We start from the raw sequence: 25,868 nt of genomic DNA on the forward strand, positions 1-25,868 counted from the left end.
GGACGGTGGACGGGGCGGCCGCTATCCCCGCGTCCGGCGTAGGGTCAGCAGCCCCCCGCGGGGGACGGTGACGACGTCGTCGCCGGCCAGGTCGGCGGTGTCGCTACGGACGATACGCCCGCGGGCGTCCTGGACGGTGACCTCGGCCCTGCCCCGCAGGCCCGGCAGGCGCACCTCGGGGTCGTCGTCGGCGTTGGCGACGAGCAGGGTGTGCCACGGCCCGTCGCCGGCCCGCACGGGCAGCGGGGCGTAGCGGGCGACCGCCACCGTCCCGTCGCCGGTCGCGGTGACCATCGGGTAGCCGAGGTCGGGCCTGGCCGGGCGGAGTTCGCCGAGTTGCAGGGTGGCCAGGTGCTCGCGGACGACGCCGAGCCAGAACGCGAGGGCCTCGCGCTGCTCCTGGCTCTGGGCCGCCAGGTCGACGGAGATCTGCGGGACGGCGAAGAGGACGTTGATCAGGTGGCAGGCGATCTGCTCGGGCGGCTCGGCCGGGTGCCACATGAGCATGTCGGAGTGGACCGCGACCGGCCCGGCGACGAGTCGCAGGTCGAGGGTGCGCTGCCGGTTCTCCTGCGGGCTGAGCGGGCAGTCGGTGGCGCGGATCATGGTGGTCCACGGCCAGAGGCCGGGGCTGGTGTAGGGCTGGCGGTGCTCGGTCATCGCCTCCGGCTGTGCGGCGGTGATCCGGCGGTGGACGGCGGCGAGCAGCAGTTCGACGCCCTCGTCCACGGTGGCGCAGTCCGCCTCGGGCCCGGGGGCCGGCGGGTCCGGGGCGGCGAACCAGTCGATGAAGTCGATCTTCAGTCCGTCCATCCCCCACTCCTCGACGGCCCTGGCGAGGCGGTCGGTGAGGTGCTCGCGGACGGCCGGGTAGCGGGGGTCGGCGACGACGGCGCCCATGTGTGCGGCGTCGGCGAGCGCGTAACGCCCGAGCCGGTCCCAGGCGGCGCTCTCCTTGCCGATGAACGGCAGGGCGTACCAGAGCAGGTAGTGGACCCCGAGGTCGTGGACGCGGCCGACGTGGGCGGCGGTGTCGGGCAGCGAGAGCGGTTCCCAGTCGCCGCAGTGGGCGTAGCCGCGGGCGCGGTCCCGGGTCATCCAGCCGTCGTCGACGATGATCGTGTCGAGGCCGAGGGCCTTGCCGAGGGCGGCCTGGGTCTCCACGGCCTGCGGGGTGACGTTCTGCTGGAGCGTGTACCAGGTGGAGTAGGCGGGACGGCGGGCGGCCTCGGGGACGTGGGCCGTCCGCCCCTCCCCCCACCAGCCGGCGAGGTCGGCCAGACAGCCGGCGAAGTGGCGGCGGGAGGTGTCGATCCGGACGGTGAGGCGTCCGGTGGCCTGGGCCCAGAACCGGAACTCGCCGTTCTCCTCGACGACTCCGGCGCCGGCCAGGACGTCCGTGCGGTCGGCGGCGAAGGCGCAGAGGGCGACGTCACCGGTGCCGACCAGGGCGGCGACCGGCGCGCCCTTGGCCAGGGAGATCCCCCGCGGGGCGCTCCAGGCGGCGGGCAGCCAGCCGGTGCCGCGGGGCTCGGGGGTCCAGAAGGCGGTGGCGTCGGCGCACGGGACGCGCCACTCGATCCGGGTCTCGCCGTCGCTCTCGGCGGTCACCTCGACGACGCCCTCGGCGACCGGCCGGACCGTGGCGGTGCCGCCGGCCCGCAGGTCCAGTCCGTCGGCGGGCAGCGGCCGGAGGGCGCCGGCGGCGGGGGCGTGCGGTTCCCAGACTTCGTCCATGGTCAGCCTTTCGTCGCGCCGGCCAGCAGGCCGGAGATGAACTGCCGCTGGAGGACCAGGAAGAGGACCATCATCGGCAGGGTGGAAACGGCGGTTCCGGCGAGGATGGCACCGTAGTCGGTGGTCGCCTCGCTGGCGTGGAGGGTGGCGAGCGCCACCGGCAGGGTGTGCATCTCGGGGCTGCGCAGGGCGATCAGCGGCCAGACGAACTGGTTCCAGGAGCCGAGGAAGAGGAAGATCGCCAGTGCGGCCAGGGCGGGGCGCATGACGGGGACGACCACGCTCCACAGCACCCGCAGCTCGCCGGCGCCGTCGACCCGGGCGGCGTCCAGGAGTTCGTCCGGCATGCTGCTGAGGGACTGGCGCATCAGGAAGATCGCGAACGGCACGCAGAGGCCGGGCAGCACCACGGCCTGGTAGCTGTCGAGCAGGCCGATCGACATCATCATCTTGAACAGCGGTACCAGCATCACCTGTTCGGGCACCACCAGGGTGGAGAGCAGCAGGGCGAACAGGACGGTGCGGCCGCGGAACCGGAACTTGGCGAAGGCGTAGCCGGCGAGCAGGGCGACGATCAGCGCGCCGACGGTCTGCAGGCCGGCGATGGCCAGCGAGTTGAGGACGACCCGCCCGAGGCCGATCTTGTCCTGGAGATGGGAGAGGTTGTCGCCCAGATGGCTTCCGGGCAGCAGGTTCGGGGGCCAGTCGAAGATCTCGGAGTCGCCGTGGGTCGCGGCCACCACCAGCCAGTAGAAGGGGCCGACGGAGAGGCCGGCGACGCCCGCCAGGACGAGGGTCAGGGGCAGGCCGCGCAGCCGTGCGGACCTCGCGGTGCTCATGGGCGTTCTCCCATCAGGCGCATCTGGGCCGCGCCGAGCACCGACACCAGCAGGGTGAGCGCGTAGGCGATGGCGGAGGCGTAGCCGAAGTCGAAGTAGCGGAAGCCGTTGTCGTACAGGTACATCGAGACGGTGAGGGTGGCGTTGTCCGGGCCGCCGCGGGTCAGCACGTACGGCTCGTCGAAGAGCTGGAGGGTGCCGATGGTGGAGAGCACCACGGTGAACAGCAGGACCGGGCGCAGGGCGGGCAGGGTGACGGAGGCGAAGCGGCGCAGCGGGCCCGCGCCGTCCACCATGGCCGCCTCGTACAGCTCCCGGGGGATGCCCTGGAGGCCGGCCAGGTAGATCACGGCGTTGTAGCCGGTGTAGTGCCAGGTCAGGACGAGGACGACGGCCATCCGGGACCAGAACGGGCTGCCGAGCCAGTCCACGCCGGGCAGGCCGATCTGTTCGAGGAGGTGGTTGACGGCGCCCTGGCGGGTGTTGAGGAGGAAGGCGAAGACCACGCCGGTGGCGACCAGGCCGGTGACGGCCGGCATGAAGACGCCGAGGCGCCACGCCGTGCGCCACCGGACGAACGCCGAGTTCATGCCGACGGCCAGGCCCAGCGCGAGCACGAGCATCAGCGGGACCTGCACGACCAGGATCTGAGCGGTGTTGCGCAGGGCCGTCCAGAACAGCGGGTCGTGGAGCAGGCGCCGGTAGTTGGCGGTGCCCGCGTTGCGGGTGGCCGCGCCGGCGCCGGTGGTCAGCGACAGCAGCAGTGAGGAGACGATCGGGTAGGCCTTGAACACGGCGAAGGTGATCAGGGCTGGCGCGAGGAGCAGGTACGGCACCGCCCTGCGGCGCCAGCGGGACCGGGGGCGCGGCTCGGACCGGCGGCGGGCGCGCGGCGCCGCCGGTCCGGCCGGGGCGGCGGTTCGGGTGGCCGTGGTCACCGGACCGTGCGCCCGGTCTGCTGGGCGAGCTGCTTGGCGGCGTCCTGGAGGGCGGCGGCCGGGTCGGCGCCCTTGAGGAAGACCTTCGTCTGGGCGTCGCTGGCGAGCTTGAGGGCGCGGGCGAAGTCGGCGGAGTAGTTGGTGGCATCGGCGCCCTCGCCGAGCAGGTCGGCGAAGGTCCGCAGGACGGGCTGTCCGCCGTAGTAGGGGGCGGGCGCGGAGTACATCGGGTCCGCGTAGGCGGCGGTCAGTGCGGGGAAGACGCCGCCGGAGGTGAACATGGCGTTGACCGAGGCGGGCCGGGTGAGCGCGTACTCGACGAACTTCCAGGCGGCGACGCGGCGCGGGCTGGAGCCGGCGACGGCCAGGTAGGTGGAGTTGACGATCGCGGTGCGCTTCCCGCCGGGGGTGACCGCCGGCGGCCGGGTGAGGCGCCAGTTGCCGCTCTGGTCGGGGAACTTGGCCTCCAGGTAGTGCGCGGCCCAGGCGGGCAGGGGGCCGAGGGCGAGCTTGCCGGCCTTCATCAGGTTGCGCCAGCCGTGGTCGCCGGCGGCGTCGGCGACCAGTCCGGCCTCGTCGAGGCGCTTGATGATCGTGAGGGCCCGGACCGCCTCCGGGGAGCTCACGGTGATGTCGCCCTTGAGGTCGAAGTAGAAGGCGCCCTGGAGCTGCATCAGCGACTGGAGGAAGTCGAGGTCGGGCCCGGGGGTGGCGGGCCGGTTGAGACCGACCAGGGCCATGCCGGGGTTGGCGGCCTTGAACCGGTCGCCGATGGCGAGCACGTCGTCCCAGGTCTGGAAGGTCGTCGGATCGATGCCCGCCTTGTCGAACATGTCCTTGCGGTAGAAGAAGCCGAGCGGGTTCACCTCCCAGGGCAGCGCGTGGACGCGGCCGTCCTTGCCGGTGACGACGGGCCAGAGCCCCTGGGCGAACTTGTCCTTGTGGGCGTCCGCGCCCAGCCCGGAGAGGTCGGCCAGGCCGCCGGGGAACTTCTCCATGTAGCCGGGCAGGTAGTCGCAGCCGATGTGCAGGACGTCGCCCAGGCCCTGGCCGCCGGCTGCCATGCCGACGGTGATCTTGTCCCAGATCGCGGGCTCGCCGAGGTCCTGGACGTCGACCTTGATCCCGGGGTTGTCCTTCTCGAAGGCCGGGACGACGCCTCGCAGGGCCTCGGCCGCCGTGGCCCAGGACCAGACGGTGATCGTGCCGGTGGCGGCGTCCCCGCCCGGGGCGGCGTCGCCGCCGGAGCCGGAGCAGGCGGACAGCGCGCCGCCGGCCGCCAGGGCCAGCAGGCCGCCTCCGGTGGTGCGGAGCAGATCACGACGGGAAAGGTGTGACATTGCATTCCTCTCTGAGGGGTGGCCCGGTCAAGGGGGTGGGCCCTGGCCTGCGGGGGTCGTGCGGTGGGTCGTGCGGTGGGTTGCGCGGTGCTCTGGTCGTGCGGTGGTCGCGAAGGGCTTGCGGGCTGGTGCGGTTGTTGCGGGGGCGGAGGCTCGGGGCCTCCCGGCCGGCCCCGGTCGGAAGGCGGTCGGGAGGCGGCAGGTGTGCCGGTCGGAAGGCGTTGGGCGTGCTGGCCGGCGCGCCGGTCAGCCGGTGGCGGCGAGCTTGAGTGCCCCGGCCAGCCGGGCGGCGACGTGCGGGTCGGTGCTGGCGTGCGGCGACAACCGGATCCAGTCGCCGCGCCGGGTGGTGGACAGGCCCTCCCGGGTCAGCGCGTCGTGGACGGCCTGCGGGTCGGCGCCGGGCAGCCGCAGCCGGGCGATCCCGCTGCCGCCGCCCTCCCCACCTCCGCCAGGACCGCCGGAGGTCTCGGCGCCGGCCGCCCTGGCGGCGTCGAGCAGGACGCCGAGCACCTCGCCGATCCGGGCGTCGATCCGCGCCGCGCCGACGTCCCGGACCAGGGCGAGGCCCGCGCCCAGCGCGGCGACGGCCGGGCCGTCCGGGTTGGTGAGCGTGTGCGCGACGGCCCCCGGCCTGGCGGGGCGCGGGTGGTCGGGCGCGTCGATCGGGTCGAGGACGCCCGACCAGCCGCCGAGCCCGGGGCCGAGCAGCCCGGCCACCCGGTCGCGGACCAGCAGCAGCGCAGCGCCCCAGCCGGACCGGAGCCACTTCTGGCCGCCGGAGGCGAGCACGTCCGCGGCGTCGACGGCGAACTCCACGGCGCCCAGCGCCTGGACCGCGTCCACCACCAGGACCCGCCCCGGACCGATCACCTCCTTGATCGCGGCCAGCGGCGCCCGGAACCCGGTGGCACTGTCCACCGCGCAGACCGAGACCGCACGGACCCGCTCGTCCAGGTGGGCCCGCACCACGTCCGCCGTGACCGGGCCGTCCAGCAGCCGCACCGCCAGACCACCGTTGCCGGCGGCCCGCAGCCAGGGGTAGACCGCACCGGGGAAGTCCGACCGGGAGACCAGGACGGTGCTCCCGGCCGGCGCGGCGGCGAAGGCGTGGGCCGCGGCGAACATGCCGTGCGAGGTCGAGCCGACGAACGCGATCTCGTGCGGCGCGCACCCGAGGAGCTCCGCCGCCGTCCGGGCCGCCTCCTCCCCCGCCACGTCCAGGGCTTCCAGCGCACCCCACCCCCGGTCGCGGATCTGCGTGGCCGACCGGACCAGCACCTCGTGCACCGAGGCCGAAACCGGGCCGAACCGTGCGAAGTCCAGATACCCGGCCGGCTCGCCGAACTGCCGCAGGTACTCCGGGACAGAGCGCACCGGCATGAGATCCCTCCGAGTTCGAACCGAGTTTGAACGTTCAAATCCACAAAACCGAGCAGAACCAAACAGGTCTGCGGGGTGGGAGACAGCAAACGCTTGACGACCTGTTCCCGTCAAGACCCCTGCGCGACCTCCTGCCGCCCCGAGACCCTTCCGTTACCCGGCGCGGGGGCCCGGCGGCGTGTCGCCACCGGAACGAGAGGCTCCGGCAACCAGGGCCGAGGGCCCGGGGCGCAGTCAGTCGGACAGGCGCACGGCAAGGGCCGGCCTGATCCGGGCCGCGTGCCGGGCGGGACCGAGTGCGGCCAGCAGCGACGCGGCCAGGGTGACGCCGGCCAGGGCGAGGACGGGCCCCCACTCGATCGGGAACCCGCCTTCGAGCCCGGTGAAGGCGGAACTCTTCTGGTACATCAGCCAGGTGGTGAGCACCCCCAGGAAGCTGCCCAGCAGAACCCCCTCCAGCGCGATGAAGCCGCTCTCCCAGAGGAAGGACCGCTCGACCGTCCGGGCCTGGCAGCCCAGGGCGCGCAGCACGCCGATGGTGCGGCGGCGCTCCCGGACGGCCCGGACCATGACGACGCCGAGACCGGTGATGCCGATCAGCAGGCCGAGGGCGAGGAAGCCCTGCATCAGCTTGAAGAAGGCGGTGTCGGCGGCGAACAGGCGGTGCACGTCGGAGGCGATCGGACTGGCCACCAGACTGGCCGGGAGGTACTCGCCCTGGAGACGGCCGGCGAGGGCCTCCGGGGAGACCCCGGGGGCCGTGCGGACCAGCGCGCCGGCGGTCCGCGCGTCGGCGCCGAACTGCTGCGCGACGCTCCGCTCGCCGGCGATCACCGGGTAGACGGTGGCGCTGTTGCCGTTGGCGGGGTAGAAGGCGAGCCCGCTCTTCAGCACGCCGGCGATCGTCTTCTGCTCGGCGCGCCCGGTGCCCGGATCGGTGAGCGTGAGGGTGTCGCCGGGGGCGAAGTACTTGCCCGCGGGACCGCCGGTGGATCCGAAGAAGTTGTCCACGACGACGTACTGGGGGTGCGTGGCCAGCGCCTGCCAGACGGCCGGGTCGTCGGGGAGGCCCGGCAGCCGGTCCCGGAAGGCGATGCCCGAGACCGCCCCGTCGGGTACGCCGACGACCGCCGTGTCCAGCGGCCGCGTGGTCCGGTGCCCGGGGTCGGTCGACTGGCCCCGCGCGTCGAGCAGCGGGGTGACGGCGGCCGTCTGGGCGGCGAGCGGACCGGTGCGCAGGGCGGCGAGCGGATCGCCCCCCACCGCCTGCGGGTTGTAGTCGAGCTTCAAGGTGTAGCCGGCGGTCGCGTCCCTGGTGGCCTGGCCGACGCTGGCGTTCACGAGACCGGAGATCTCGGTGAGCAGCACCAGGACGAGCGCGATGAGGGTGTACATCACCAGGGTCGAGCCGGTGCGGAAGCGCTTGGCCAGCGGGTACGCGGCGGCCAGCCGCAGCGCGAGGCCCTGTTGGGTGGGCCTCGCCATCACCCGGCGCAGCGGGCGCAGCAGGGTCTGCTGGTTCTCGCTGACCAGGATCACCGCGGAGAAGGCGGCGAGGCTGCCGAGGATGACGTACACGGCCATGGAGGGGGTGTCGAACACCCGCGGGCGCAGCACGCTGGCGGTCAGCGACCAGACCAGGACGAGTCCTGCGGCGACGCTCGTGACGGCGCGGCGCGGCAGCACCCGCAGGGCCGCGGGGACGGCGCAGAGCACGGCCAGGGCGGGCAGGAGGTAGGTCTGTTCCGCCTGGCTGCGAGCGACTGCGGGAACGGCCGCCAGTGCGCACAGCACGGCCAGCGCGGTGGCGACCACCAGGAGCCGGCGCCGGGGCCCGCGGCCGGGACCGGCGGGCTGTTCCCGGATCGCGGCGATGATGTTGAACCGGCTGATCCGGGCGCTGGTGGCGGCGATCGCGGCCAGCGCGATCACCAGGCCGGTCGCGGCCCCGTTGAGCAGGCTCGTCGGGGTCATGGCGAAGACGATGGAGAGGCCACCGCCGTCCACCGACCAGCCGCGGAAGATCTGGGCGGCGATCAGGGCGACTCCCCAGCCCACGCCGACGCCGATCGCCACCCCGGGCACCGTGGCGGCCAGTGCGTAGACCGCACCCTCCAGGGTGAAGGAGCCGACCAGGCGGGAGCGCTTGAGGCCGACCGCCCGGAGCATGCCCAGCTGGGGCTTGCGCTCCTCGGCGAGCATCACGAAGACGTTGACCAGCAGCAGTGCACCGGCGATGATGCTGAAACTGCCGATCATCAGGAAGAGGGCGCCGAGCACGTCACCGGTCCGCTGAGCCTCCACGAGCACCGTGTGTTTGGGGGTCTCGACGGCGGCGCGGCCCGTGTCGGGGCCGAGGGCGGTGCGGACCTTCGCCGTGACGGTGTCGGTGAGCCGGTCGCCCGTCTCGACGCCGCCGCGGTTGGAGACCATGGTCACCGACAGCGGCTGCGTGCCCGCCGCGCGGCTCGCGGCGTCCAGCGCGCCCGGCGGCAGGAACACGTCGCGGTTCTGGCGACCGCCGAGGCCGGCCCCGGCCAGGCCCTGCTGCGCAACCACCCGCTCGACCCGGTAGTCCACCGCCTGCCCGTAGAGGTACAGGGTGATCATCTGCCCGCTGCCGACGTGGAGCGAGCGGGCGAGGGGCGCGTTGAGCACCACCTGGCCCGGCAGGGGCGTGGGCCCGTGCAGGCCGGAGTCCCCGCCCGCCGCGCCGAAGCGGCCGGCCGCGTCGAGGTCGGTCTGCCAGGCGAGGACGCGGGGTTCGGCGACCGTTCCGCCGGCGCCACGGGGGTTCGCGGCGGCGGCCTGGGCGACCTGGGCGGTGAGGACGCCGTCGACGTCGGGATCGGCCGTGAGCGGTTGCAGCCGGTCCGTCACGTCCCGTCCGACGGCGGGGTCGGTGGCGACGATCCGTTCGTCGAGCGGGCCGAGCGTCCGGTAGGCCTGCTGGCGGACCGAGAAGTTCAGGGTGTCGCCGACGACGAGGGCGCCGACGATGATGGCGGTGCCGAGCACGGAGCCGGTGACGACCAGGGCCGCCTCGGTGCGGCGCCGGGCGACCTGGCGCAGAGCCAGTCGCCGGACCACCGGCTGCCGCACGGCGAGCAGGAGGAGGGCGAGCAGGGCGGCGGCGGCCGAACCGAGCACCAGTGGAAGCAGATTCGGGTACATCGCTCAGTCCACGTGTTCCAGTTCGGTCCGGAGGCTGTCGGAGACCAGGCGGCCGTCGCGCATCCGCACCAGGCGCGGCAGCCGGCGGCCGATCGCCTCGTCGTGGGTGACCAGCACGATGGTCTGGCCCTCGTCGCGGTTGAGCCCGGTCAGCAGGTCCATCACCTGGCCGGCCATGGCGCTGTCCAGGTTGCCGGTGGGCTCGTCCGCCCAGACGACGGCCGGCCGGGCGACCAGGGCCCGCGCGATGGTGACCCGCTGCTGCTCGCCTCCGGACAGCTCGCTCGGACGGTGCGTCACCCGGTCGCCGAGGCCGACCCGTTCCAGCATGCCGACCGCCCGGGCGCGCGCCTCGTGCGGCGGGGTTCCGGTGAGCAGCAGCGGGAGTTCGACGTTCTCGGCGGCCGTGAAGACCGGGATGAGGTTGAACGCCTGGAAGACGAATCCCATCGCCCGGGCCCGGTGTTCGGTGCGCTCGGCGTCCGACATCGCGAACAGGTCCCGGCCGTCCACCTCGACCCGGCCGGCGTCGATGTCGTCCAGGCCGGAGAGGCAGTTGAGCAGGGTCGTCTTCCCCGACCCCGACGGACCCATCACCCCGACCAGCTCCCCGTGGTCCACCGTCAGGTCGAGGTCGCGCAGGGCGGTCACCTCGACCGTCCCGGTCCGGTAGACCTTGCGGACGTCGAAGGCCGCCAGCAGCGGCCGGCGGGGGTTCATGTCGGCTCCTCCCTGCGTCAGTGGGGCAGCGGACGGCCGGACGGTGCGTGCGCGGCGCCGCCGGGTCGGGCGGGCCGGCCGGGCCGGGTGGCGACCTTGACGCGGATCATCTCCGCCACCTCCTCGGGGATCGGGCTCGTTTCCCACTCTCGTCCCCCCACCGCCGGACACGCAGGGCCGGACGGTCCCCCGCCGCGGCCGACCGGGGGCGTCTCCCGGGTGCCGACCGGCCCCGTGCGCCGGGCCGGTCGGCCCTCCGCGCGGCCGGAGCCCTGCGGGGTGGCGCTCCTGCCGGCCTGCGCCGCCTCGCCGAGGGCGGCCGGCGAGGCGGCGCAGGCCGCGGGCGCGGACGGCGGGCGCAGGCCGCCTCGTCGCGGACGCCGTGATCAGGCAGGGGCGCCAAGCCGGAGCTCGACTCCCACCACTCCGGGCACGGACCGCACCAGGTGTTCCAGGACCGGTGCGGAGACGGCGTCGGGCAGGTCACCGGACAGGGTGATCCGGCCGTCCTCGCACCGGACGTCGGTGTCCACCGGGGCGGCCGGGCCGAGCGTGGCGACCAGTTCGAAACGCACCCGGTCGGCGAGCTCGCGGTCGTCGCCGAGGTAGACCTTCAGCAGGTCGCCCCGGCTGACGATGCCGACCAGGTAGTCCTCGTCGTCGACCACCGGGAGCCGCTTGAGGTGGCCGCGGGCCATCGCCCGGGCCGCCTCGCCGAGCGGGCTGCCGGGGTGGACGGTGACGGCGGGGACGGACATCATCCGCCCGGCGGTCAGGGCGTCGGCGCGCTCGCCGTCCCGGTCGCGGGCGATGAGCAGGTCGGCCTCGGACACCACGCCGATCACCCGGCCGTCGCCGGTCAGGACGGGGACGGCGCTGACCTGCCAGCGTCGGAGGGTCTCGGCGATCTCGCGGAAGTCCGCGTCGCGGCCGACGGCGACCACCGCGTGGGTCATGACGTCGGCGACGGCGCTCGGTGTGCTGGTCACGGTGGTCTCCTACGAAGCGGCGTGGTAGGCGCGGGGGTGTTCGAGCCGGGGGCTGGTGTCGTCCTCGGCCCAGTCGAGCGTGGCGTGGACGGCGACCACGCCGTCCACCGCCCGACACAGCTGTTCGGCGACCGGGATCAGGCTGCGGCGGGGCAGCCTCCCCTCCAGGGTGACCACGCCGTCGTGCACCGTGACCCGGACGTCGCCGGGCGCCAGCCAGAGGGTCTGGCCCAGCACGTCGTGCGTGATCTCCTCGCGGATGGAGGCGTCGTGGCGCAGGAAGACCTGGAGCAGGTCCCTGCGGCTGACGATGCCGACCAGGCGGCCGGCCTCGTCGATCACGGGCAGGCGCTTGACCCTGTGCTTGTCCATGGCCCGGGCCGCTTCGGGAACCGACCAGCCGGGGCGGGCGGTGACGGCGGGGCTGGTCATCAGCCCGCCGGCGGTCTCCGCCTCGGCACGGGCGCGGTCCTTCGCGTCCAGCCAGCGGCCGGGGTAGCGGCCCTCGGGGTCGGGCAGGACGGCCTCCTTGCGGATCAGGTCGGCCTCGGACACCATCCCGAGCGGGCGGTCCTGGTCGTCGAGCACCGGGATCGCGGTGATGTCGTTGCGGTGGAACAGCGCCGCGATCTCCTTGAACGGCGTGTCGGGCCGGGCGGTGACGACCTCACGGGTCATCACGTCGTTGACGCTGCGGTGCTGCATCGTCCTCACTCCTCCTCGAACGGGCCCGTAGGGAGGGTCCCGCCTTCACTCTCCGCCCGTCGCGCGTCTCCGCACAGGGCCGACCGGACCAGGTCGACCGGGCCGGTTCGGCCCAGGACAGCGCGACCGGCGAGGGTGACGATGGGAGAACCCGACCCCGACGGAGGCGTCATGACCACGGACAGCGGCGGGCCCCGGCCCCAGCCCCGGCCGGGCCTGCTGACCTTCCCCGACGGCGTGGGCACCGTCACCGGCGGCACGTGCTGATCCGCTGACGTCGGTCAGCCTCCCCGTGCCGGTGCACTCCGCTCGGCCCACCATGGAAGTGCGGGAGGCGGCCGGCAGGCCGACCAACCGGTCGGCCGAAGCCGCCTCCGTCCGTGAGGAGAACCGCCCATGAACGCGAGCGCCGCATCAGGCCCCGTCCGTACCAGGCGCTGGGAACTGCGACTGGACCTCTTCGAGGAGGGTGACGTCACCAAGGTCCACGCCGTGCTGGACACCGGCGACAACACGCTGGAGAGCCGCACCGAGGCCCACCGCAACCCGCACGACCCGCCCGTACCGGAGATCGGCGACGAGTACGCGGCCGGGCGCGCCCTGGTCGAGCTCGGGCACATGCTGCTCCGGGCCGGGATGACGGACGCGACCGCGAACGACCGGTCCGGCTCCGCCTGACACCGAGGGACCCGCCTGACATCAGGGGATCGTGGTGCACGCTCTCGGCCTCCGGCCCGGCCGGCCGGCCGACGGGCGCCGGAGCCCGCCCTGCCGGGGCGACCGCTCACCGCACCGGGAGTCCCCTTCCCGACACCGGAGGCCGGCATGAACGGACCGATCGTGGTGGGCTTCGACGGCTCGCCCGAGAGCGTGGCCGCGACCGGCTGGGCCGCCCGTGAGGCGGTCCTCCGCGGGCTGCCGCTCGAACTCGTCGAGGCCTGGCCGTGGCGCAGGACCGACGTCCTCGGCACCGACGATGCGATCGCCTGGAGTCGGCAGAGGCTGGCGGCCAAGGAGGAGGAGCTCCGGGCCGTGCTCGCCTCGGGCGCCGAGGTCACCTCGGCCCACGTCCCCGAGGAGCCGGCCGAGGCCCTGGAGGCGGCCGGCCGGAACGCCGCCATGCTGGTTCTCGGCTCACGGGGGCTCGGCACACTCCGTGGCTACCTCGTCGGATCCGTCAGCCAGGAGGTACTGCGGCGGGCAGCCTGCCCGGTGGTGCTGGTCCGGGCAGAGGAGGGCGGTCCCACGACGGGCGGTCCCACGACGGGCGGTCCCACGACGGACGCCTCGGCGCAGGGCGATGTCGTGCTCGGCCTCGATCTCCGGCACGCCTGCGACGACGTCATCGCCTTCGCCTTCGAGGCCGCCCGGCTACGCTCGGCGCCGCTCCGGGCGGTCCACGCCTGGATGCCGCCCACCGGCAGCGAGTACATGGCCTTCGCCGCGATCGGCAGCATGGACGCGGAGTTGTCGGCCGCCGAGCAGCGCGAGTTCGCGGACACGCTGTCACCCTGGCGGTCGCGCCGGCCGCAGGTGACCGTGAACGCGGAACTCGTGCGCGGCCACGCCGCGACCACCGTCGTCGAGGCCGCCGCCGGCGCGGACCTCCTGGTGGTCGGCCGCCGTGTCCGTCGGGCGCCGATCGGTGCGCACCTCGGGCCGGTGGCGCACGCCGCCATCCACCACGTCCAGTGCCCGGTCGCGGTCGTTCCGTACGAATGAAGCCGTTGCGCCACCGGTCCGGTGCGAGTGCGCCCGCCGTTGGCGTCGCCCGTGTTCCCGGAGCAGGCTGGGGGAAGGAGCTTCTCCGCGCCCCGCAGGGATGCGCACTGCAGAACGGCCGGGACGGGTTCGCCCGGCCGCCCGGCCGCCCGGGTGCGCACGTGTTGCACGCATGTCCGCAAGGCACCTCACCGAGCGCTACCCGCGCCCCCAGTTCGACTTCAACCTGGGTGTCCTGCGCTGGAGCTGGCGGGTCTCCGACTACGCGTACGGCGCGCTGGGCACCGACCGCTACCCGCCGTTCAGCCTGCGTGCCGAGCCGGACTACCCGGCGCGGCTCGACGTCGCGTACCCCGAGCGGCTGTCCCGGGGACTGGTGCTGGTCAAGTGGTGGCTGCTCGCCGTTCCGCACTACCTGGTGGTCGGCATCTTCACCGGCGGCTGGCGCGAGGGCTGGGCGGAGTCCGGGCTGATCGGTCTGCTGGTGCTGATCTCCGCCGTCGCCCTGGCGTTCACCGGCAGCTGTCACCGCGACCTGTTCGACCTGGTCATCGGCCTCAACCGCTGGGTGTTCCGGGTCGCCGCCTACGCGGCCCTGATGACCGACGAGTACCCGCCCTTCCGGCTCGACATGGACGGCGCCGAGCCGGACGGCGACGTGCGGTGAACACCGGCGCGGTTCTCCGCCTGCCCGGTGCCCGCACGAGCTCCCACCGGACCGGCTGGTGAAGTCCCGGAAGATCGTCCCCGACGACCGGCCCGGCGGCAGCCGGGACACGGAGGCGAGAGCCCGAAAACAGTAGCCATGGACATAGTAGCCATGTACGCTATTTGCCATGAGCAAGGGTTCCACGGGCGCAACGCCCGGCTTCCTGGTGTGGCGGCTCGCCAACAAGTGGCGGGTCGCGGTCGATCGCGCGGTGGCCCCGCTCGGCCTCACCCACGCGCAGTACTCGGTGGTCGCCTCGCTGTACGGCATGCAGCGGACCGGCGAGCGGCCCAGTCAACGCCGGCTGGCCGACCACACCGGCCTGGAGGCGCTGTACGTCTCGAAGCTCGCGCGCGCCCTGGAGGCGGCCGGCCTGGTCGAGCGCACCCGCGACCCGCGCGACCCGCGCGCCGTGCAGCTCGCCCTCACCGAGCAGGGCCGGAGCATCACGCGGCAGGCGATCGCGGTGGTCCAGGAACTGCACGAGCAGCTCCTGGAGCCGCTCGGGGGCGTCGACGCCCCACGGACGCTCGCGTTCACCGACGAGCTGACGGCCCTGCTCGACGCACCCCTCACCCCATCCCGGTCCAACGACGAGAACACCCAGGGGAGAACACCATGACCAGCACCGCACCCGTCGCCGACGCCCGCGTCCTCGGCCTGGCCCACTACGCCGCCCGCGGCGTCCTGGAGCACGTCCTGGCCGGGCACGGCCTCACCTTCCAGCAGCAGGTCGCCCTGCGCGTCGCCGTCACCGCCGACGCCCCGCAGACGCCCGACCAGCTCATCACGCAGATCGGGGCCTCCCTCAAGGCCGATCCGGCCGACGTCCGCGCCACCCTCGACGAGCTGCTGGCCGAGCAGCTGCTCGTCGAGGACGGCGCCCGCCTCCGCGCCACGGAGGCGGGTCGCGAGCTGTTCGCCGCCGTCGGCGCGGCGACCGCCCCCGTCACCGCCCGCGTCTGGGGCGGGATCCCCGCCGAGGACCTGGCCGCCGCCGGCCGCGTCCTCGCCCTGGTCACCGAGCGCGCCAACGCGGAACTTGCGAGGTTGACCGCATGACCCGACAGGCGCACTACCGCACGACCCGATGACCGGACAGGCGGACAGCCGCACGACCGGATGACCGTCCGGCTCCGCGGCGTCGTGCCAGGGTGAGCCTCAGCGGGCCGGGCGCCACATGGTGGTGACGACGTGGCCCGATGCGGTGGTGAGCTCGTCGCGCGGGGTGAAGCCCAGGCTGCGGTAGCGGCCGAGGTTGGCGGGGTTGGACGACTCCAGGTAGGCGGGGGCTCCGAGCTCGTCGATCCGGGCCAGGCTCTCGGCCAGCAGGCCCATGCCCAGCCCCTTGCCGCGGTGGTCGGCGTGGGTGCCCAGCAGGGTGAGGTAGAAGCACGGCTCCTTCGGGGCGACCGAGTAGAGCTGGTCGTAGATGGCCAGGATCGCCCCGGCCGTCGCCTCGTCGGTGGTCCGGGTCAGCAGGTCCACCAGGCCGCCCTCCTCCTCCGGAGTGAGCTCGCTGCCGCCCGGCGGGATCCAGACCGCGGCGGCCTCGACCTGCGGCGTCACCAGCAGCCACGGGTACCGCAGCGCCGAGGTCGCGTAGAGCCGCCACATCGCGGCCGCCTGCTCGGCACGCCGCCCGACGTCGGGGAAGGCCGGGCCCCACAGCGGGTCGTGGAAGAACGCGCTGGTCAGCGTCGACACGACGGCGTCGATGTCCGCGGGGGTGGCCGTCCGCACCGGGACGCGAGGACTGTGGGAGGTCATCCACCCACCCTACGCGGCGCCTCCCACGTGCTCCCGGAGCAGCGCGGCCAGGGCCTGCGCGTAGGGGTTGGGGCGGCGGCGCCGGGCGAGGGCGACGCCGAAGTGGCGGGCGGGGCGCGGGGGCTGCACCGGGACCACCCGGGTGCCGGGCTGGGCCGGTTCGAGGGCGACGTGCGGCACGAGCGAGACCCCGACCCCGGCGGCGACCAGCGAGCGGGCGAAGAAGTAGTCAGTGGTGGAGCCGGCCACCAGGAGTTCGAAGCCGGCCAGTTCGGCGTGCCGGCGCAGGAAGGCCTCGGTCTTGAGGCAGCCCAACACCCAGCGCTCCCGCGCGAGTTCGGCCAGGTCCAGAGCCTCCCGGCCGGCCAGCGGGTGCCCGGCCGGGAGCACCACCGAGAGCGGGTCGTCCATCAGCGGCGTCCAGTCGAGGCCCGAGCGGTCGCCGGGGACGACGGGCAGCGGGCCGTCGAAGTGGTAGGCGAGGGCGAGGTCGGCGGTGCCCTCGCGGACCATCGGCAGGCTGTCCTCGGGTTCCCGCTCCAGGATGCGCAGTTCCGCCTCCGGGTGGTCGGCCGCGAACCGGGCCAGGACGGCGGGCAGCAGGTGCCGGCCGCCGCTGGTGAAGGTGGCGAGGGTGAGCCTGGGCCGGGCCTGGCCCAGCCGGCCGATCTGTTCCCGGGCGTGCCGCAGTTCGGCGTCGATGGCGCCGGCCGCCTCCACCAGCAGACGGCCGGCCTCGGTGAGCCGCACCCCGCGGGTCGAGCGCTCCACCACCGGTGTGCCGAGGCCGCGTTCGAGCGCCGCGATCTGCTGGGACACCGCGGACGGGGTGAGCAGCAGGGCGGCCGCCGCCCGGTTGAAGCTGCCGTGCTCGGCGACCTCCCGGAGCATGGCCAGCCGTCGGACGTCGATCATCGCGCTCCCCCTGGTCGCCCTCGTCCACCGATCGGTCCGGTGAGCCCGGTGAGCCCCGGGTCGGCCCGGTCAACAGTTCTGCTGGTGACGCGTTCAGTAGATCGGTAGTTCTGCTGAGGACCATACGCCAGCAGAGTGGTGTCCGTGGGAAGCACCCAGCACAACCTGAGGGGACAGGACATGCGAAACGTCTGCGTCATCGGCGGGAGCCGGTACTTCGGCCTCCACCTGGTCACCCTGCTGCGGGAGTCCGGTGCCCGCGTCACCGTGGTCAACCGCGGCTCGGCCCCGCCGCCGCCCGGCGTCGAGCACGTCGTCGCCGACCGGTCGGACGAGGCCGCGCTGGCGACGGCGCTCGGCGGCCGCACCTTCGACGCGGTGATCGACCAGGTGCTGTACACCCCCGATCAGGCGGCGGTGGCCCGCCGGGTCTTCGGCGAGCGCACCGGGCGGTACGTGATGACCTCCACGATGGAGGTGTACGACCCGGCGACCTCGCCGCTGGTGCGCACCGTGCCGGGCGTGCCGGTGCCGGAGACCGCCGTCGACCCGGCCGGCTGGCCGGTGGACCTCTCGCTGCCGTGGCACGACCCGGCGGCGCTCGCCCGCCGCTTCGACGAGGCGACCCGCTACGCGGAGGGCAAGCGGCAGGCGGAGGCGGTGCTCGCCCAGGACCCGCCGTTCTCCTGGGCCAGTGTGCGCAGCGCGCACGTGCTGGGCGGGGGTGCGCGGGACTTCACCGGCCGGCTGGCTCACTACACGGAGCTGATCGCGGCCGGGCGGCCGGTGGCCGTGCACGGCGAGCCGCAGCCGACCTCCTTCGTCCACCACGAGGAGATCGCCGCCGCTCTGGTGCGGATGGCCGCCATGGAGGCGGTCGGCCCGGTGAACGCCTGCTCCGACGGGTCGCTCGACGTGGTGGCACTCTGCGAGCTGATCGCCGGGCGGCTCGGCACCACCGCCCGCTACCGCGTCGTGCCGGGCGGGGCCGACACGACGGCCGGGGTCGGTACACCAGGCGCGGGGAGCGCGACCGGCACGGACGCCTCGCCGTTCTCCTTCGACCGCTGGTACCCGATGGACAACCGGCGAGCCGTCGGGCTCGGCCTGGAGTTCACGCCGACGGCGCAGTGGCTGCCCGGTGCCGTGGCCGCCTCCACCCTCACCCCGACCTCCGCAAAGGCGGCCTGACATGCGACAGCGCACCATCGGCGGCACCGCCGTCGGCGCGATCGGCCTCGGCGCGATGCCGCTATCCGTCGAGGGCCGCCCGGACGAGGACGCCGCGCTCACCACCCTGAACGCCGCGCTCGACGCGGGCGTCACCCTGCTCGACACCGCCGACTCCTACCACTGGCACGCCGGCGAACTCGGCCACAACGAACGGCTGGTGGCCCGCGCCCTGGCCGCCCGTCCGGCCGCCGACCGCGCGGCCGTGCTGGTCGCCACCAAGGGCGGCCGGGGCCGGCCCGGTGACGGCTCCTGGACGGTCGACGGCCGGCCCGAGCACCTCCGGCGGGCCGCCGAGGGCTCCCTGCGCCGGCTCGGTGTCGAGGCCATCGGCCTCTACCAGCTGCACAAGCCCGACCCGCTGGTGCCGTGGGCCGAGTCAGTGGGCGTCCTGCGCGACCTGCTGGAGGCCGGGAAGATCCGCGCGGCCGGGATCTCCAACGTCGACGAGGAGCAGATCCTGACGGCCCGGGAGATCCTCGGCGACGGCCTGGTCTCGGTGCAGAACCGGTTCTCCCCCGCCGTCCGCGCCGCCGAACCGGAGCTGCGGCTCTGCGAACGGCTCGGCCTGGCCTTCCTGCCCTGGAGCCCGCTCGGCGGCCTGTCGCGCAGCGTGCTGGACGACCCCGAGGACACCACCGTCGGGCAGAGTGCCTTCCACCGGATCGCCGCCGCCCGCGGTGTCTCACCCCAGCAGGTCGGGCTCGCCTGGCTGCTCGCCCTCTCCCCCGCCGTCGTCCCGATCCCCGGCGCCCGCCGCCCCGCATCGATCCGCGACTCCGCCGCCGCTGCCGGGCTCGTCCTCCAACCGGACGAACTCGCCGCCCTGGCCGAGCCGTTGGCCGGCAAGGCGGGGCCGACAGGACGGTGAGCGACGGGACGGTGAGCGGCGCTCGGGAGCCGGGTGGGCCGCCCCACCCCACCGCATCCGGGGCAGGGCGGGGCGGGGCGGCGCCGATGGGGTCAGTTGTTCTCCTCGGACCGGACGATCTGGTCGATCCGGTGCTGGAGCGCGTCGGCCTCGGCACGGGCCCTCCGCGCCGCCTCGTGCTCGCCGAGCCGGTCCAGGGTGGCGGCCTTGCTCCGAAGGTCCGCCACCTCCTGCCGCATCTTCGGAAGGTCGTAGGTGACGGCACCGCGCGCGGACGGGCCGGTGGAGGACGACTGGCCGGACCCGGTGTCGGGCTGGACGGCGCAGACCGCACTGACGCCGCCCGCGCCGAAGAGCGAACCGCCGAACAGCGTGTTCAGCACGCCCTGGCAGGCGGCGGACTCCTGGGGCGTCTTCGGCCCGTTGTTGGCGGCGGCCGGCTGGGCGAGCAGGAGCGGGGCGGCCAGCAGCAGTACGGAACAGGCCGCACGGGTGGCGTGCTTCAGCGACTTCGGGGTGTTCGGGGACATGGCGGACCCTCCGGGTAGGTGATGGACGAGCGAGCCATCACTACCGGACGGTCGGTTCACGGCGGCGGATGCTCCGCCGTCCGTAGGCGTGTCAGCGAACCGTGGACGCGTCAGAGAGCGCAGGCCTGTCAGCGGGCCGCGGACGTGTCAGCGGGCCGACGGGGCCGGTCAGTAGCCGCCGAATCCGCCGTAGCTGTGGCCGCCCGTGAAGCCGCCGGTGCCGCCCATGCCGGTGCCTCCGAAGCTGGGACGGGGGCCGGAACCCGGCGGACTCGGCGGGATCGGCTGCGGGTCGTCGTGCCTCACCGACCAACCGTGCCTGGCCATCTCGCGCCACCACTGGGCGAAGGTGACGCGGACGCCCCGCGCCAGGCACTCCTCCTCGACGGCGGCCCGGGCCGCGTCGTCCCACCGCAGGACGATCCCGGCCGCCTTCTGGGCGCGCGCCAACGCGTACAGGTCCTTCTCCAGCTCCGACGCCGTCAGCGGCTCCTGGGACGGCGCGGCCGGATCCGCAGAGCCCGGGTCCGCGGCGCCCGGATCCGCAGCAGCCGGCAGGAGGTCGGCGCGGAAGATCCGGACCCGGACCGGACCGTCGCCCTCCGCCGCGCCGTCCTCCGCCCCGTCCGCCGCCTCCTCGCCCACCTCGTACAGCCACACCCGCTGCGCGGCCACCTCCTCCAGGAGGGCTCGGCGTTGCTGCGCCTCCCGGGCCCGGGCCAGCTCGGCCGCCTGCCGCACCGCCCGCTGCTCCGCCAGGCGCCGGTCGATCTCCTCCCGGACCGGCCGGTAGGCCTCGGTCGCGCGCTGCACCTCCGCCAGGAAGGCGCGCTGGGCGGCTTCCGACCGTTCGACGGCCCGCTGCTTCCAGCCGGGCCAGTGGCGCGGGGCGGGAATGGTGTTCCAGGCCCCGGTGCCCTTCTCCAGGTCGAACGTCGCGCCGCGGCCGCCGTGCGCCCGGTAGAGCACCTCCAGCGCACGGGAGACGGCGGCCAGGAAGGTGCTCTCCGCTTCGCTCCACCGCTCGCGCTCGGCCTCGGAACAGGCGACCGCCTCACCCCAGTTGCCCTTGATCCGGTAGACCTCGACCTGCTCCGGCAGCTCCACCGAGGCGACCGGCTCGAATGCCCCGCCGCACCGCTTCGTCGCATGGAGCCGCACGTTGTCCTGGTGGACCTTGACCTCGGTGACCGCCACTGCGCCGACCTCCCGCCAGCCGATTCAACCGTCACTCACCATAACGGCGCGACCACCGTCCGCGGCAGCCCCTGCACCGGATCCGTCCGAAGCCGGGGACGGGGGCGGACGGCAGGCCGCGGGGACCGGGGGCGGGCACGGCCGGTTCCGACACCGCCGGGACGGTGCTGTTGCTGCGCCGGCCGGCGGAGGTCATCGGGGCCGGCCCCTCCCCCGGCCCTGGGAACGGCAGCGCGCGGACGGACGCCAGGCCGGTCCCGGCGCCCGGTGAGGTCCGGGTGCTGCTCCGGCCGGTCGGTCGGGGGCGTGCGGTTGACCGTCGCGCGCTCCGCGGCGAACGGTCACGCCTCCTACGAGCACCAGCACCACGACTTCGAGCACCGTACGACGAGAGCTGGTGGCGCGGCCACGCCGCGGCCTGGTACGTGGACCACCCCGGCGCAGCCGGGAGTCACGGGCTCACCCGGGCGGCGGGCCGCGGGCAGCGGCCGCCGGGCAGCGCCGTCCTCGCCGCCACCGCCCGGGCGGGGAAGCAGGCCCCGCCCGGGGCGCGTCGTCAGGCCCCGCCGCAGGAGGCTCCCGGTGAGGCCAGGACCTTCGCCGCGCAGGCGTGCCCGCGGGCGGCGGCCGCCCGCAGGTCGCCGTCGGCGAGGTAGCCGGCCAGGAAGCCGGCGGCGAACGCGTCGCCGGCGCCGGTGAGGTCACGGACCTCGGCGACCGGCGGGACCGGCACGGCGAAGGGCTCCTCCCCGGGGGCGTCCACCACCGTCGCCTGCGCACCGGACTTGGTGACGACCGTGGTGGCCGCCAGCCGCGCCCGCTCGGGACCGGGCCCGCCGTCGGTCAGCAGACCGAGGAAGGCGGACTCCTCCCGGTTGGCGAACAGCAGGGTGGGCGCCAACTCGGCGGCGAGGGCGAGGAACCGCTCGCGGCCGAACCGGTCGAGCATCCCGGTCGAGGAGGCGTCGAGCGAGGTGGTTCCGCCCGCCCGGCGGACCCGCCGGAGGGCGTCGACGGCGGCGGCGGCGAGCGGTTCCCCGTCGAAGGAGTAGGCCGGCACGTGCAGGTGGGCCAGCCCCTCCAGCCAGGCGTCCGGGACGATGTCGAGCAGCGTCGCCGCGCCCCGGTCGGGGAGCATGGTCCGCTCGCCGGCCTGGTCGATCAGCACCACGATGCTCCCGGTCTGGCCCTTCCGCACGACCCTCACGTCGACGCCGTGGCCGGCCAGTTCGGCGACGACGCCGTCCCCGGCCGGGTCGTCCCCGACGCAGCCGAGGAAGCGCGCCGGGCACTGGCCGGCGGCGAAGCCCGCGACGTTGGCCGCGCTGCCGCCGCGCCGCCGGAAGACCCGGGCGCTGGAGTCGGTGCCGTGCCGCAGCGGGCCGTCCACCCAGACGACGATGTCCTCCACGAGGTCGCCGAGCACGCCGAGTACCCCGCCCACGGGTCTAGGCCTCGCTGCGCAGGGCGGCGAGCGCGGTCGCGATCTGCCCGCCGAGCCGGACGTTGCCCCGGTAGACCTCGACGTTGACGTCCAGGCTGCGCCCCTGGGTGTCGCGCTGGATGAAGTCGAGCAGGAACGGCGTCGACGCGTTGCCGGTGACGCCCTGTCGCTCCGCCTCGGCCCAGGCGCGGGCGAGCAGGGCGTCGAGCTCCTGCGGCGGCAGCTGCTTGGCCGGGTCGACCGGGTTGGCGATCAGCACGGCCTGCGGCAGCTCCAGGCCGTCCCGGGCCGCGATCACCCGGGCGGCCTCCTCGGGCGAGTCGACCCGGTAGTTGATCCGGTGACCGGAGTCGGTGACGTAGAAGCCCGGGTACTGGTGCGTCCGGTAGCCGATGACGGGGATGTTGAGCGTCTCGAACCGCTCCAGCGTCGCCCGGATGTCGAGGATCGACTTGACGCCCGCGCTGATGACGGTGACGGGCGTGGCGGCCAGCGTGGTCATGTCGGCCGACTCGTCGAAGGTCTCGGACGCCCCGAAGTGCACGCCGCCGAGGCCGCCGGTGGAGAACACCGGGATGCCCGCCCGGTGGGCGAGGAAGGCGGTGGCGGCGACGGTCGTCCCGCCGTGGCGGCCGAGCGCGGCGACCACCGGCAGGTCGCGCAGGCTCGCCTTGTCGAGGTCGTCCGCCCCGGACAGCTCCTTGATCTGGTCCGCGCCGAGTCCGACCGTGGGCACCCCGGCGTACACGCCGATCGTGGCCGGGACGACCCCGGCGGCCCGCAGCTGCTCCTCCGCCTCCAGCGCGACCTCCAGATTGCGGGGCCGGGGCAGCCCGTGCGTGAAGATGGTCGATTCCAGGGCGACGACGGGGGCTCCGGCGGCAACGGCCTGGGCGACCTCGTCGGAGATGCGGACGGGCAGTGCGGTCATGGCACGGGCTCTCTCTGCGATGCCACCACGGTGTGGCAACTCGGACCCAGCCTAGAGACGGGTCGCATAGGCATCCAGAATGAGTCCTGGGCCTTCTCATAGGCTTCAGGCTATGGGTTTCACCTTGCGTCAGCTCGAAGTCTTCCTCGCGGTGGCCGGCACGCTGCACTTCGGCCGCGCCGCCGAGCGCCTGCACATCTCCCAGCCGACGGTCAGTCAGGAGGTGGCCCGGCTCGAACGGACCGTCGGCGTGGAACTCTTCGACCGCAGCCGGCGGGCCGTGCGGCTGACCCCGGCCGGCGAGGTGATGGCCGCCGAGTCGGCCCGGCTCCTCGAACAGGCCGGCTCCCTGCTCGCCCGGGTGCGGCTGCACGAGGAGTCACGGATGGGGACGGCCCGGATCGTCGCCTCCCCCAGCGTCATGAACCGCCTGCTGCCGGCCGTGGTCAGCCGGGCCGAGCGCGAGCTCCCGGCGCTGGAACCGGCCGAGCTGGCCGTCGACACCGGCCACGTGTCGACGACGCTGGCCGCGGAGCTGGCCGACATCGGGCTCGGCCGCTTCCTGGAGGACGTGCCCGGCTACCGGCGGGAGAAGCTCGCCGACGAGCCGGTGCGGGTGGCGGTCAGCCGGCACCACCCGCTCGCCGGTCGGGACGGCATCCACCTGCACGAGCTGCGCGACCTGCCGCTGCTGCTCTGGTCCCGGGAGCAGCACCCGCGGTACTACGACCACGTGCTCGGCCTCTGCTCGGCGCACGGCGTCGAGCCGCCGGTCCTGGTCAGCCCGCCGCGGATCGTCGGCTCGCGGCTCTACCTGCTGGCGCAGAACCGCGCGTTCTCGCTCGTCCCCGCCTCGATGGCCGGTCACCTGACCGAGGAGGTGGTCACCGTCCGCCTCGCCGACCGGGCCACCCTGCCGCTTGAGATGCAGTGGCGGCTGGACGACGAACGGCCCCGGCTCGCCGCCCTGCGCGAGCTGATCCGGCAGGAGGCCGCCGTCCTCGGGTCCGACTGAGCCACCGTCCTCAGGGCCGGCTGAGCCACCGTCCTCGGGGCCGGACCGACCGGCCGCGCCCGGCCGCGGAGCGTCAGAACCGCAGCGCCCAGCTCTTGACGGCACCGGACCAGAGGCCGTAGACGTCGGTCACCCGCAGCCGCCAGACGCCGTTGGCGGTGCACGCCGAGGCGTCGACGCCGAAGATCCCGGTGATCCCCGAACCGCCGGCCCAGGTCTTCTCCTCGCGCAGCAGGAACACCGTGCCGTTCGGTGCCACCAGCTCAACCCGCAGGTCACCGCTCCAGCCGTGCTCGATGTCGACCTGGATCTCCAGGTCCTTCGGCGCCTTGCCGGACACCCCGGAGACGGTGACCGGCGACTCGAAGGCGGCCTTGCCGTCGATGACCACCGGGGTGGTGCCGGCGAAGAGCGGGCCGCGCGGCCGGTTGGCCACCGTGCCCGTGTAGAGCAGCCGGTCGGGCGAGCCCGGCCCGGCGTCGACCACCGAGCCGGTGGTGGCCGAGGCGGTCAGCGCGGCGGCCACCTGTGCGGGTGTGGCGCCCGGGTGGTCCGACAGGTAGAGCGCGGCGGCCCCCGCCACGTGCGGGGACGCCATCGAGGTGCCCGACATGGAGAGCCCGAAGCCGCCGTAGTCGCTCCAGTTCGCCGTGGAGACGATGTCCACGCCGGGTGCGAAGAGGTCCACCAGCGGGCCGTAGTTCGAGAAGGACGCCTGCCTGTCGTCCGAGTCGGTGGCTCCGACGGTGAGGGCGGTGGGCACCCGGGCCGGCGAGTGCTCGGCCGCGTCGACGCTTCCGTTCCCCGCCGCCACGGCGTAGGTGAGGCCGGTGGCGATCGAGTTGGCCACCGCCGCGTCCAGCACCGGGTCCGGGTCGCCGCCCAGGCTCATGTTGACGACGGCGGGCTTGGCGGCGTGCTGCGTCACCCAGTCGATGCCCGCCACGACCTGCTCGGTCGTGCCCTCGCCGTCGTCGTTCAGGACCCTGACGGCGACGATCTTCGCCGACTTCGCGACCCCGAACACGCTGCTCGCCACCGTCCCCGCCACGTGCGTGCCGTGACCGTGGCCGTCCTCGGCCACGTCGTCCCCGTCGATGGCGTCGTAGCCGTACGAGGCCCGGCCGTCGAACTCCTCCTGGGTGACCCGTACTCCGGTGTCGACGATGTACGCGGTGACGCCGCGCCCCGCCGAGTCCGGGTAGGTGTACCGGTTGTCGAACGGGAACCGGCGCTGGTCGATCCGGTCCAGGCCCCACGAGTCCGGTGCGGACTGGACGCCGTCCAGCCGGACCCGCCGGTTCTGCGAGACCAGGGCCACGGACGGGTCGGCGGCCAGCCGCCGGGCGTCCCGCGCGGAGAGTTCGGCGGAGAAGCCCTTCAACGCCGCGTCGTACGTCCGCCGCACCTTGCCGCCGTAGGCGCGGGCGAGGCCCTGCGCCCCGCCCGCGACCGACCGGGCGGCGGCGGCCTGCGGCTTGAGCACGACGAGGTAGCTGCCCGGTACGGCGTTCGCGGACCCGGCGCCCTGGACCGCCCCCTCCGGCGTGGCGGCCGACGCGGGGAACACCCCGCCGACGCCGACGCACAGACCTGCGGTCACGCCGAGTACCGCGCAGATGCGGCCGAAACCTTGCCTCGGACTCATGGTCCCCCCTTTGAAAATCCCCTGGGGACCAGATTGATGGATCGTCAAATAGCTTTCAATA

At 74.4% G+C, this 25,868-nt stretch carries 23 protein-coding genes and 1 pseudogene; 8 read left to right on the forward strand and 16 right to left on the reverse strand.

Annotation, left to right across the window (positions count from 1 at the left end; all coding sequences use genetic code 11):
* Nucleotides 1–21: 21 nt before the first annotated feature.
* The 9 genes from J5Y04_RS05940 to J5Y04_RS05980 all read right to left on the reverse strand — a co-directional run bounded on the left by J5Y04_RS05940 (nt 22) and on the right by J5Y04_RS05980 (nt 11,825).
* On the reverse strand, nt 22–1,737 hold the full coding sequence (locus J5Y04_RS05940) for a glycoside hydrolase family 36 protein (RefSeq protein ID WP_209410767.1): 1,716 nt from the start codon (nt 1,735–1,737) through the stop codon (nt 22–24).
* Between the two features lie 2 nt (nt 1,738–1,739).
* The gene (locus tag J5Y04_RS05945) at nt 1,740–2,576 is read right to left on the reverse strand and encodes a carbohydrate ABC transporter permease (protein WP_209410768.1); all 837 of its coding nucleotides are present in this window, start codon (nt 2,574–2,576) and stop codon (nt 1,740–1,742) included.
* Nucleotides 2,573–3,514 carry a carbohydrate ABC transporter permease gene (locus J5Y04_RS05950; RefSeq protein ID WP_209410769.1) on the reverse strand — a complete coding sequence of 314 codons (942 nt, stop codon included), beginning with the start codon at nt 3,512–3,514 and terminating at the stop codon, nt 2,573–2,575. The genes J5Y04_RS05945 and J5Y04_RS05950 overlap by 4 nt, the downstream gene beginning before the upstream one ends.
* The gene (locus J5Y04_RS05955) at nt 3,511–4,854 is read right to left on the reverse strand and encodes a sugar ABC transporter substrate-binding protein (protein ID WP_209410770.1); all 1,344 of its coding nucleotides are present in this window, start codon (nt 4,852–4,854) and stop codon (nt 3,511–3,513) included. Before J5Y04_RS05955 ends, J5Y04_RS05950 begins: the two co-directional genes overlap by 4 nt.
* A 246-nt stretch (nt 4,855–5,100) precedes the next feature.
* A complete protein-coding gene (locus J5Y04_RS05960) occupies nt 5,101–6,231 on the reverse strand; it encodes an aminotransferase class V-fold PLP-dependent enzyme (protein ID WP_307852949.1) in 1,131 nt (376 codons plus the stop codon).
* Nucleotides 6,232–6,471: 240 nt separating this feature from the next.
* The gene (locus J5Y04_RS05965) at nt 6,472–9,411 is read right to left on the reverse strand and encodes an ABC transporter permease (RefSeq protein ID WP_209410772.1); all 2,940 of its coding nucleotides are present in this window, start codon (nt 9,409–9,411) and stop codon (nt 6,472–6,474) included.
* Between the two features lie 3 nt (nt 9,412–9,414).
* Complete coding sequence (locus tag J5Y04_RS05970; RefSeq protein WP_209410773.1) at nt 9,415–10,131, reverse strand: ABC transporter ATP-binding protein; 717 nt, start codon at nt 10,129–10,131, stop codon at nt 9,415–9,417.
* 386 nt (nt 10,132–10,517) lie between these two features.
* Nucleotides 10,518–11,120 carry a CBS domain-containing protein gene (locus tag J5Y04_RS05975; protein ID WP_209410774.1) on the reverse strand — a complete coding sequence of 201 codons (603 nt, stop codon included), beginning with the start codon at nt 11,118–11,120 and terminating at the stop codon, nt 10,518–10,520.
* 9 nt (nt 11,121–11,129) lie between these two features.
* A complete protein-coding gene (locus J5Y04_RS05980) occupies nt 11,130–11,825 on the reverse strand; it encodes a CBS domain-containing protein (RefSeq protein WP_209410775.1) in 696 nt (231 codons plus the stop codon).
* A 396-nt stretch (nt 11,826–12,221) separates the two neighbouring features.
* Here J5Y04_RS05980 and J5Y04_RS05985 point away from each other — a divergent pair, with 396 nt between their 5' ends.
* From J5Y04_RS05985 to J5Y04_RS06005, 5 genes and pseudogenes are all read left to right on the forward strand, one after another.
* Entirely contained in the window at nt 12,222–12,503 is a 282-nt protein-coding gene (locus J5Y04_RS05985) for a dsRBD fold-containing protein (RefSeq protein WP_209410776.1), read from the forward strand.
* A gap of 147 nt (nt 12,504–12,650) precedes the next feature.
* Nucleotides 12,651–13,547: a universal stress protein gene (locus tag J5Y04_RS05990; RefSeq protein ID WP_209410777.1), complete on the forward strand. Its 897-nt coding sequence runs from the start codon at nt 12,651–12,653 to the stop codon at nt 13,545–13,547.
* 190 nt (nt 13,548–13,737) lie between these two features.
* Nucleotides 13,738–14,214, forward strand: a pseudogene (locus J5Y04_RS05995) (DUF4389 domain-containing protein); the annotation flags it as partial.
* Between the two features lie 169 nt (nt 14,215–14,383).
* Complete coding sequence (locus J5Y04_RS06000) at nt 14,384–14,878, forward strand: MarR family winged helix-turn-helix transcriptional regulator (RefSeq protein ID WP_209410779.1); 495 nt, start codon at nt 14,384–14,386, stop codon at nt 14,876–14,878.
* Nucleotides 14,875–15,318 carry a MarR family transcriptional regulator gene (locus tag J5Y04_RS06005; RefSeq protein ID WP_209410780.1) on the forward strand — a complete coding sequence of 148 codons (444 nt, stop codon included), beginning with the start codon at nt 14,875–14,877 and terminating at the stop codon, nt 15,316–15,318. The genes J5Y04_RS06000 and J5Y04_RS06005 overlap by 4 nt, the downstream gene beginning before the upstream one ends.
* A 99-nt stretch (nt 15,319–15,417) precedes the next feature.
* Here the strand turns inward: J5Y04_RS06005 and J5Y04_RS06010 are convergent, their stop codons facing one another.
* Together J5Y04_RS06010 and J5Y04_RS06015 are read right to left on the reverse strand one after the other, a co-directional pair.
* Nucleotides 15,418–16,026, reverse strand: a complete 609-nt coding sequence (locus J5Y04_RS06010; protein ID WP_209410781.1) for a GNAT family N-acetyltransferase — start codon at nt 16,024–16,026, stop codon at nt 15,418–15,420.
* 9 nt (nt 16,027–16,035) lie between these two features.
* A complete protein-coding gene (locus J5Y04_RS06015) occupies nt 16,036–16,941 on the reverse strand; it encodes a LysR family transcriptional regulator (RefSeq protein WP_209410782.1) in 906 nt (301 codons plus the stop codon).
* 180 nt (nt 16,942–17,121) lie between these two features.
* Here J5Y04_RS06015 and J5Y04_RS06020 point away from each other — a divergent pair, with 180 nt between their 5' ends.
* The gene (locus J5Y04_RS06020; RefSeq protein ID WP_209411072.1) at nt 17,122–18,132 is read left to right on the forward strand and encodes an NAD-dependent epimerase/dehydratase family protein; all 1,011 of its coding nucleotides are present in this window, start codon (nt 17,122–17,124) and stop codon (nt 18,130–18,132) included.
* Nucleotide 18,133: 1 nt separating this feature from the next.
* Complete coding sequence (locus J5Y04_RS06025) at nt 18,134–19,042, forward strand: aldo/keto reductase (RefSeq protein WP_209410783.1); 909 nt, start codon at nt 18,134–18,136, stop codon at nt 19,040–19,042.
* Nucleotides 19,043–19,134: 92 nt separating this feature from the next.
* On the opposite strand, the gene J5Y04_RS06030 is transcribed toward J5Y04_RS06025, so the two are convergent.
* The 4 genes from J5Y04_RS06030 to J5Y04_RS06045 form a co-directional block, all read right to left on the reverse strand.
* Nucleotides 19,135–19,572 (reverse strand): hypothetical protein, encoded by a 438-nt coding sequence (locus J5Y04_RS06030; protein ID WP_209410784.1) that lies wholly within the window; start codon nt 19,570–19,572, stop codon nt 19,135–19,137.
* 168 nt (nt 19,573–19,740) lie between these two features.
* Complete coding sequence (locus J5Y04_RS06035; RefSeq protein ID WP_209410785.1) at nt 19,741–20,769, reverse strand: hypothetical protein; 1,029 nt, start codon at nt 20,767–20,769, stop codon at nt 19,741–19,743.
* Nucleotides 20,770–21,325: 556 nt separating this feature from the next.
* Nucleotides 21,326–22,213, reverse strand: a complete 888-nt coding sequence (locus J5Y04_RS06040; RefSeq protein ID WP_209410786.1) for a PfkB family carbohydrate kinase — start codon at nt 22,211–22,213, stop codon at nt 21,326–21,328.
* A 4-nt stretch (nt 22,214–22,217) separates the two neighbouring features.
* Nucleotides 22,218–23,144, reverse strand: coding sequence for a pseudouridine-5'-phosphate glycosidase (locus J5Y04_RS06045; protein WP_307852950.1), 927 nt, complete (start codon nt 23,142–23,144; stop codon nt 22,218–22,220).
* Nucleotides 23,145–23,256: 112 nt separating this feature from the next.
* Here J5Y04_RS06045 and J5Y04_RS06050 point away from each other — a divergent pair, with 112 nt between their 5' ends.
* The gene (locus J5Y04_RS06050; protein ID WP_209410787.1) at nt 23,257–24,159 is read left to right on the forward strand and encodes a LysR substrate-binding domain-containing protein; all 903 of its coding nucleotides are present in this window, start codon (nt 23,257–23,259) and stop codon (nt 24,157–24,159) included.
* Nucleotides 24,160–24,232: 73 nt separating this feature from the next.
* Here the strand turns inward: J5Y04_RS06050 and J5Y04_RS06055 are convergent, their stop codons facing one another.
* Complete coding sequence (locus J5Y04_RS06055) at nt 24,233–25,807, reverse strand: S8 family peptidase (protein WP_209410788.1); 1,575 nt, start codon at nt 25,805–25,807, stop codon at nt 24,233–24,235.
* Between the last annotated feature and the right edge of the window lie 61 nt (nt 25,808–25,868).

The organism is Kitasatospora sp. RG8 (genome assembly GCF_017813315.1).
GTDB lineage: Bacteria > Actinomycetota > Actinomycetes > Streptomycetales > Streptomycetaceae > Kitasatospora.

Coding starts and splice junctions, on each gene's coding strand:
- J5Y04_RS05970 (WP_209410773.1), bottom strand. CDS start 10,131: ATGAACCCCCGCCGGCCGCTGCTGGCGGCCTTCGACGTCCGCAAGGTC.
- J5Y04_RS05985 (WP_209410776.1), top strand. CDS start 12,222: ATGAACGCGAGCGCCGCATCAGGCCCCGTCCGTACCAGGCGCTGGGAA.
- J5Y04_RS06000 (WP_209410779.1), top strand. CDS start 14,384: ATGAGCAAGGGTTCCACGGGCGCAACGCCCGGCTTCCTGGTGTGGCGG.
- J5Y04_RS06020 (WP_209411072.1), top strand. CDS start 17,122: ATGCGAAACGTCTGCGTCATCGGCGGGAGCCGGTACTTCGGCCTCCAC.
- J5Y04_RS05945 (WP_209410768.1), bottom strand. CDS start 2,576: ATGAGCACCGCGAGGTCCGCACGGCTGCGCGGCCTGCCCCTGACCCTC.
- J5Y04_RS06025 (WP_209410783.1), top strand. CDS start 18,134: ATGCGACAGCGCACCATCGGCGGCACCGCCGTCGGCGCGATCGGCCTC.
- J5Y04_RS05980 (WP_209410775.1), bottom strand. CDS start 11,825: ATGCAGCACCGCAGCGTCAACGACGTGATGACCCGTGAGGTCGTCACC.
- J5Y04_RS05965 (WP_209410772.1), bottom strand. CDS start 9,411: ATGTACCCGAATCTGCTTCCACTGGTGCTCGGTTCGGCCGCCGCCGCC.
- J5Y04_RS06055 (WP_209410788.1), bottom strand. CDS start 25,807: ATGAGTCCGAGGCAAGGTTTCGGCCGCATCTGCGCGGTACTCGGCGTG.
- J5Y04_RS05940 (WP_209410767.1), bottom strand. CDS start 1,737: ATGGACGAAGTCTGGGAACCGCACGCCCCCGCCGCCGGCGCCCTCCGG.
- J5Y04_RS06050 (WP_209410787.1), top strand. CDS start 23,257: ATGGGTTTCACCTTGCGTCAGCTCGAAGTCTTCCTCGCGGTGGCCGGC.
- J5Y04_RS06005 (WP_209410780.1), top strand. CDS start 14,875: ATGACCAGCACCGCACCCGTCGCCGACGCCCGCGTCCTCGGCCTGGCC.
- J5Y04_RS06030 (WP_209410784.1), bottom strand. CDS start 19,572: ATGTCCCCGAACACCCCGAAGTCGCTGAAGCACGCCACCCGTGCGGCC.
- J5Y04_RS05955 (WP_209410770.1), bottom strand. CDS start 4,854: ATGTCACACCTTTCCCGTCGTGATCTGCTCCGCACCACCGGAGGCGGC.
- J5Y04_RS05990 (WP_209410777.1), top strand. CDS start 12,651: ATGAACGGACCGATCGTGGTGGGCTTCGACGGCTCGCCCGAGAGCGTG.
- J5Y04_RS06015 (WP_209410782.1), bottom strand. CDS start 16,941: ATGATCGACGTCCGACGGCTGGCCATGCTCCGGGAGGTCGCCGAGCAC.
- J5Y04_RS06010 (WP_209410781.1), bottom strand. CDS start 16,026: ATGACCTCCCACAGTCCTCGCGTCCCGGTGCGGACGGCCACCCCCGCG.
- J5Y04_RS06045 (WP_307852950.1), bottom strand. CDS start 23,144: ATGACCGCACTGCCCGTCCGCATCTCCGACGAGGTCGCCCAGGCCGTT.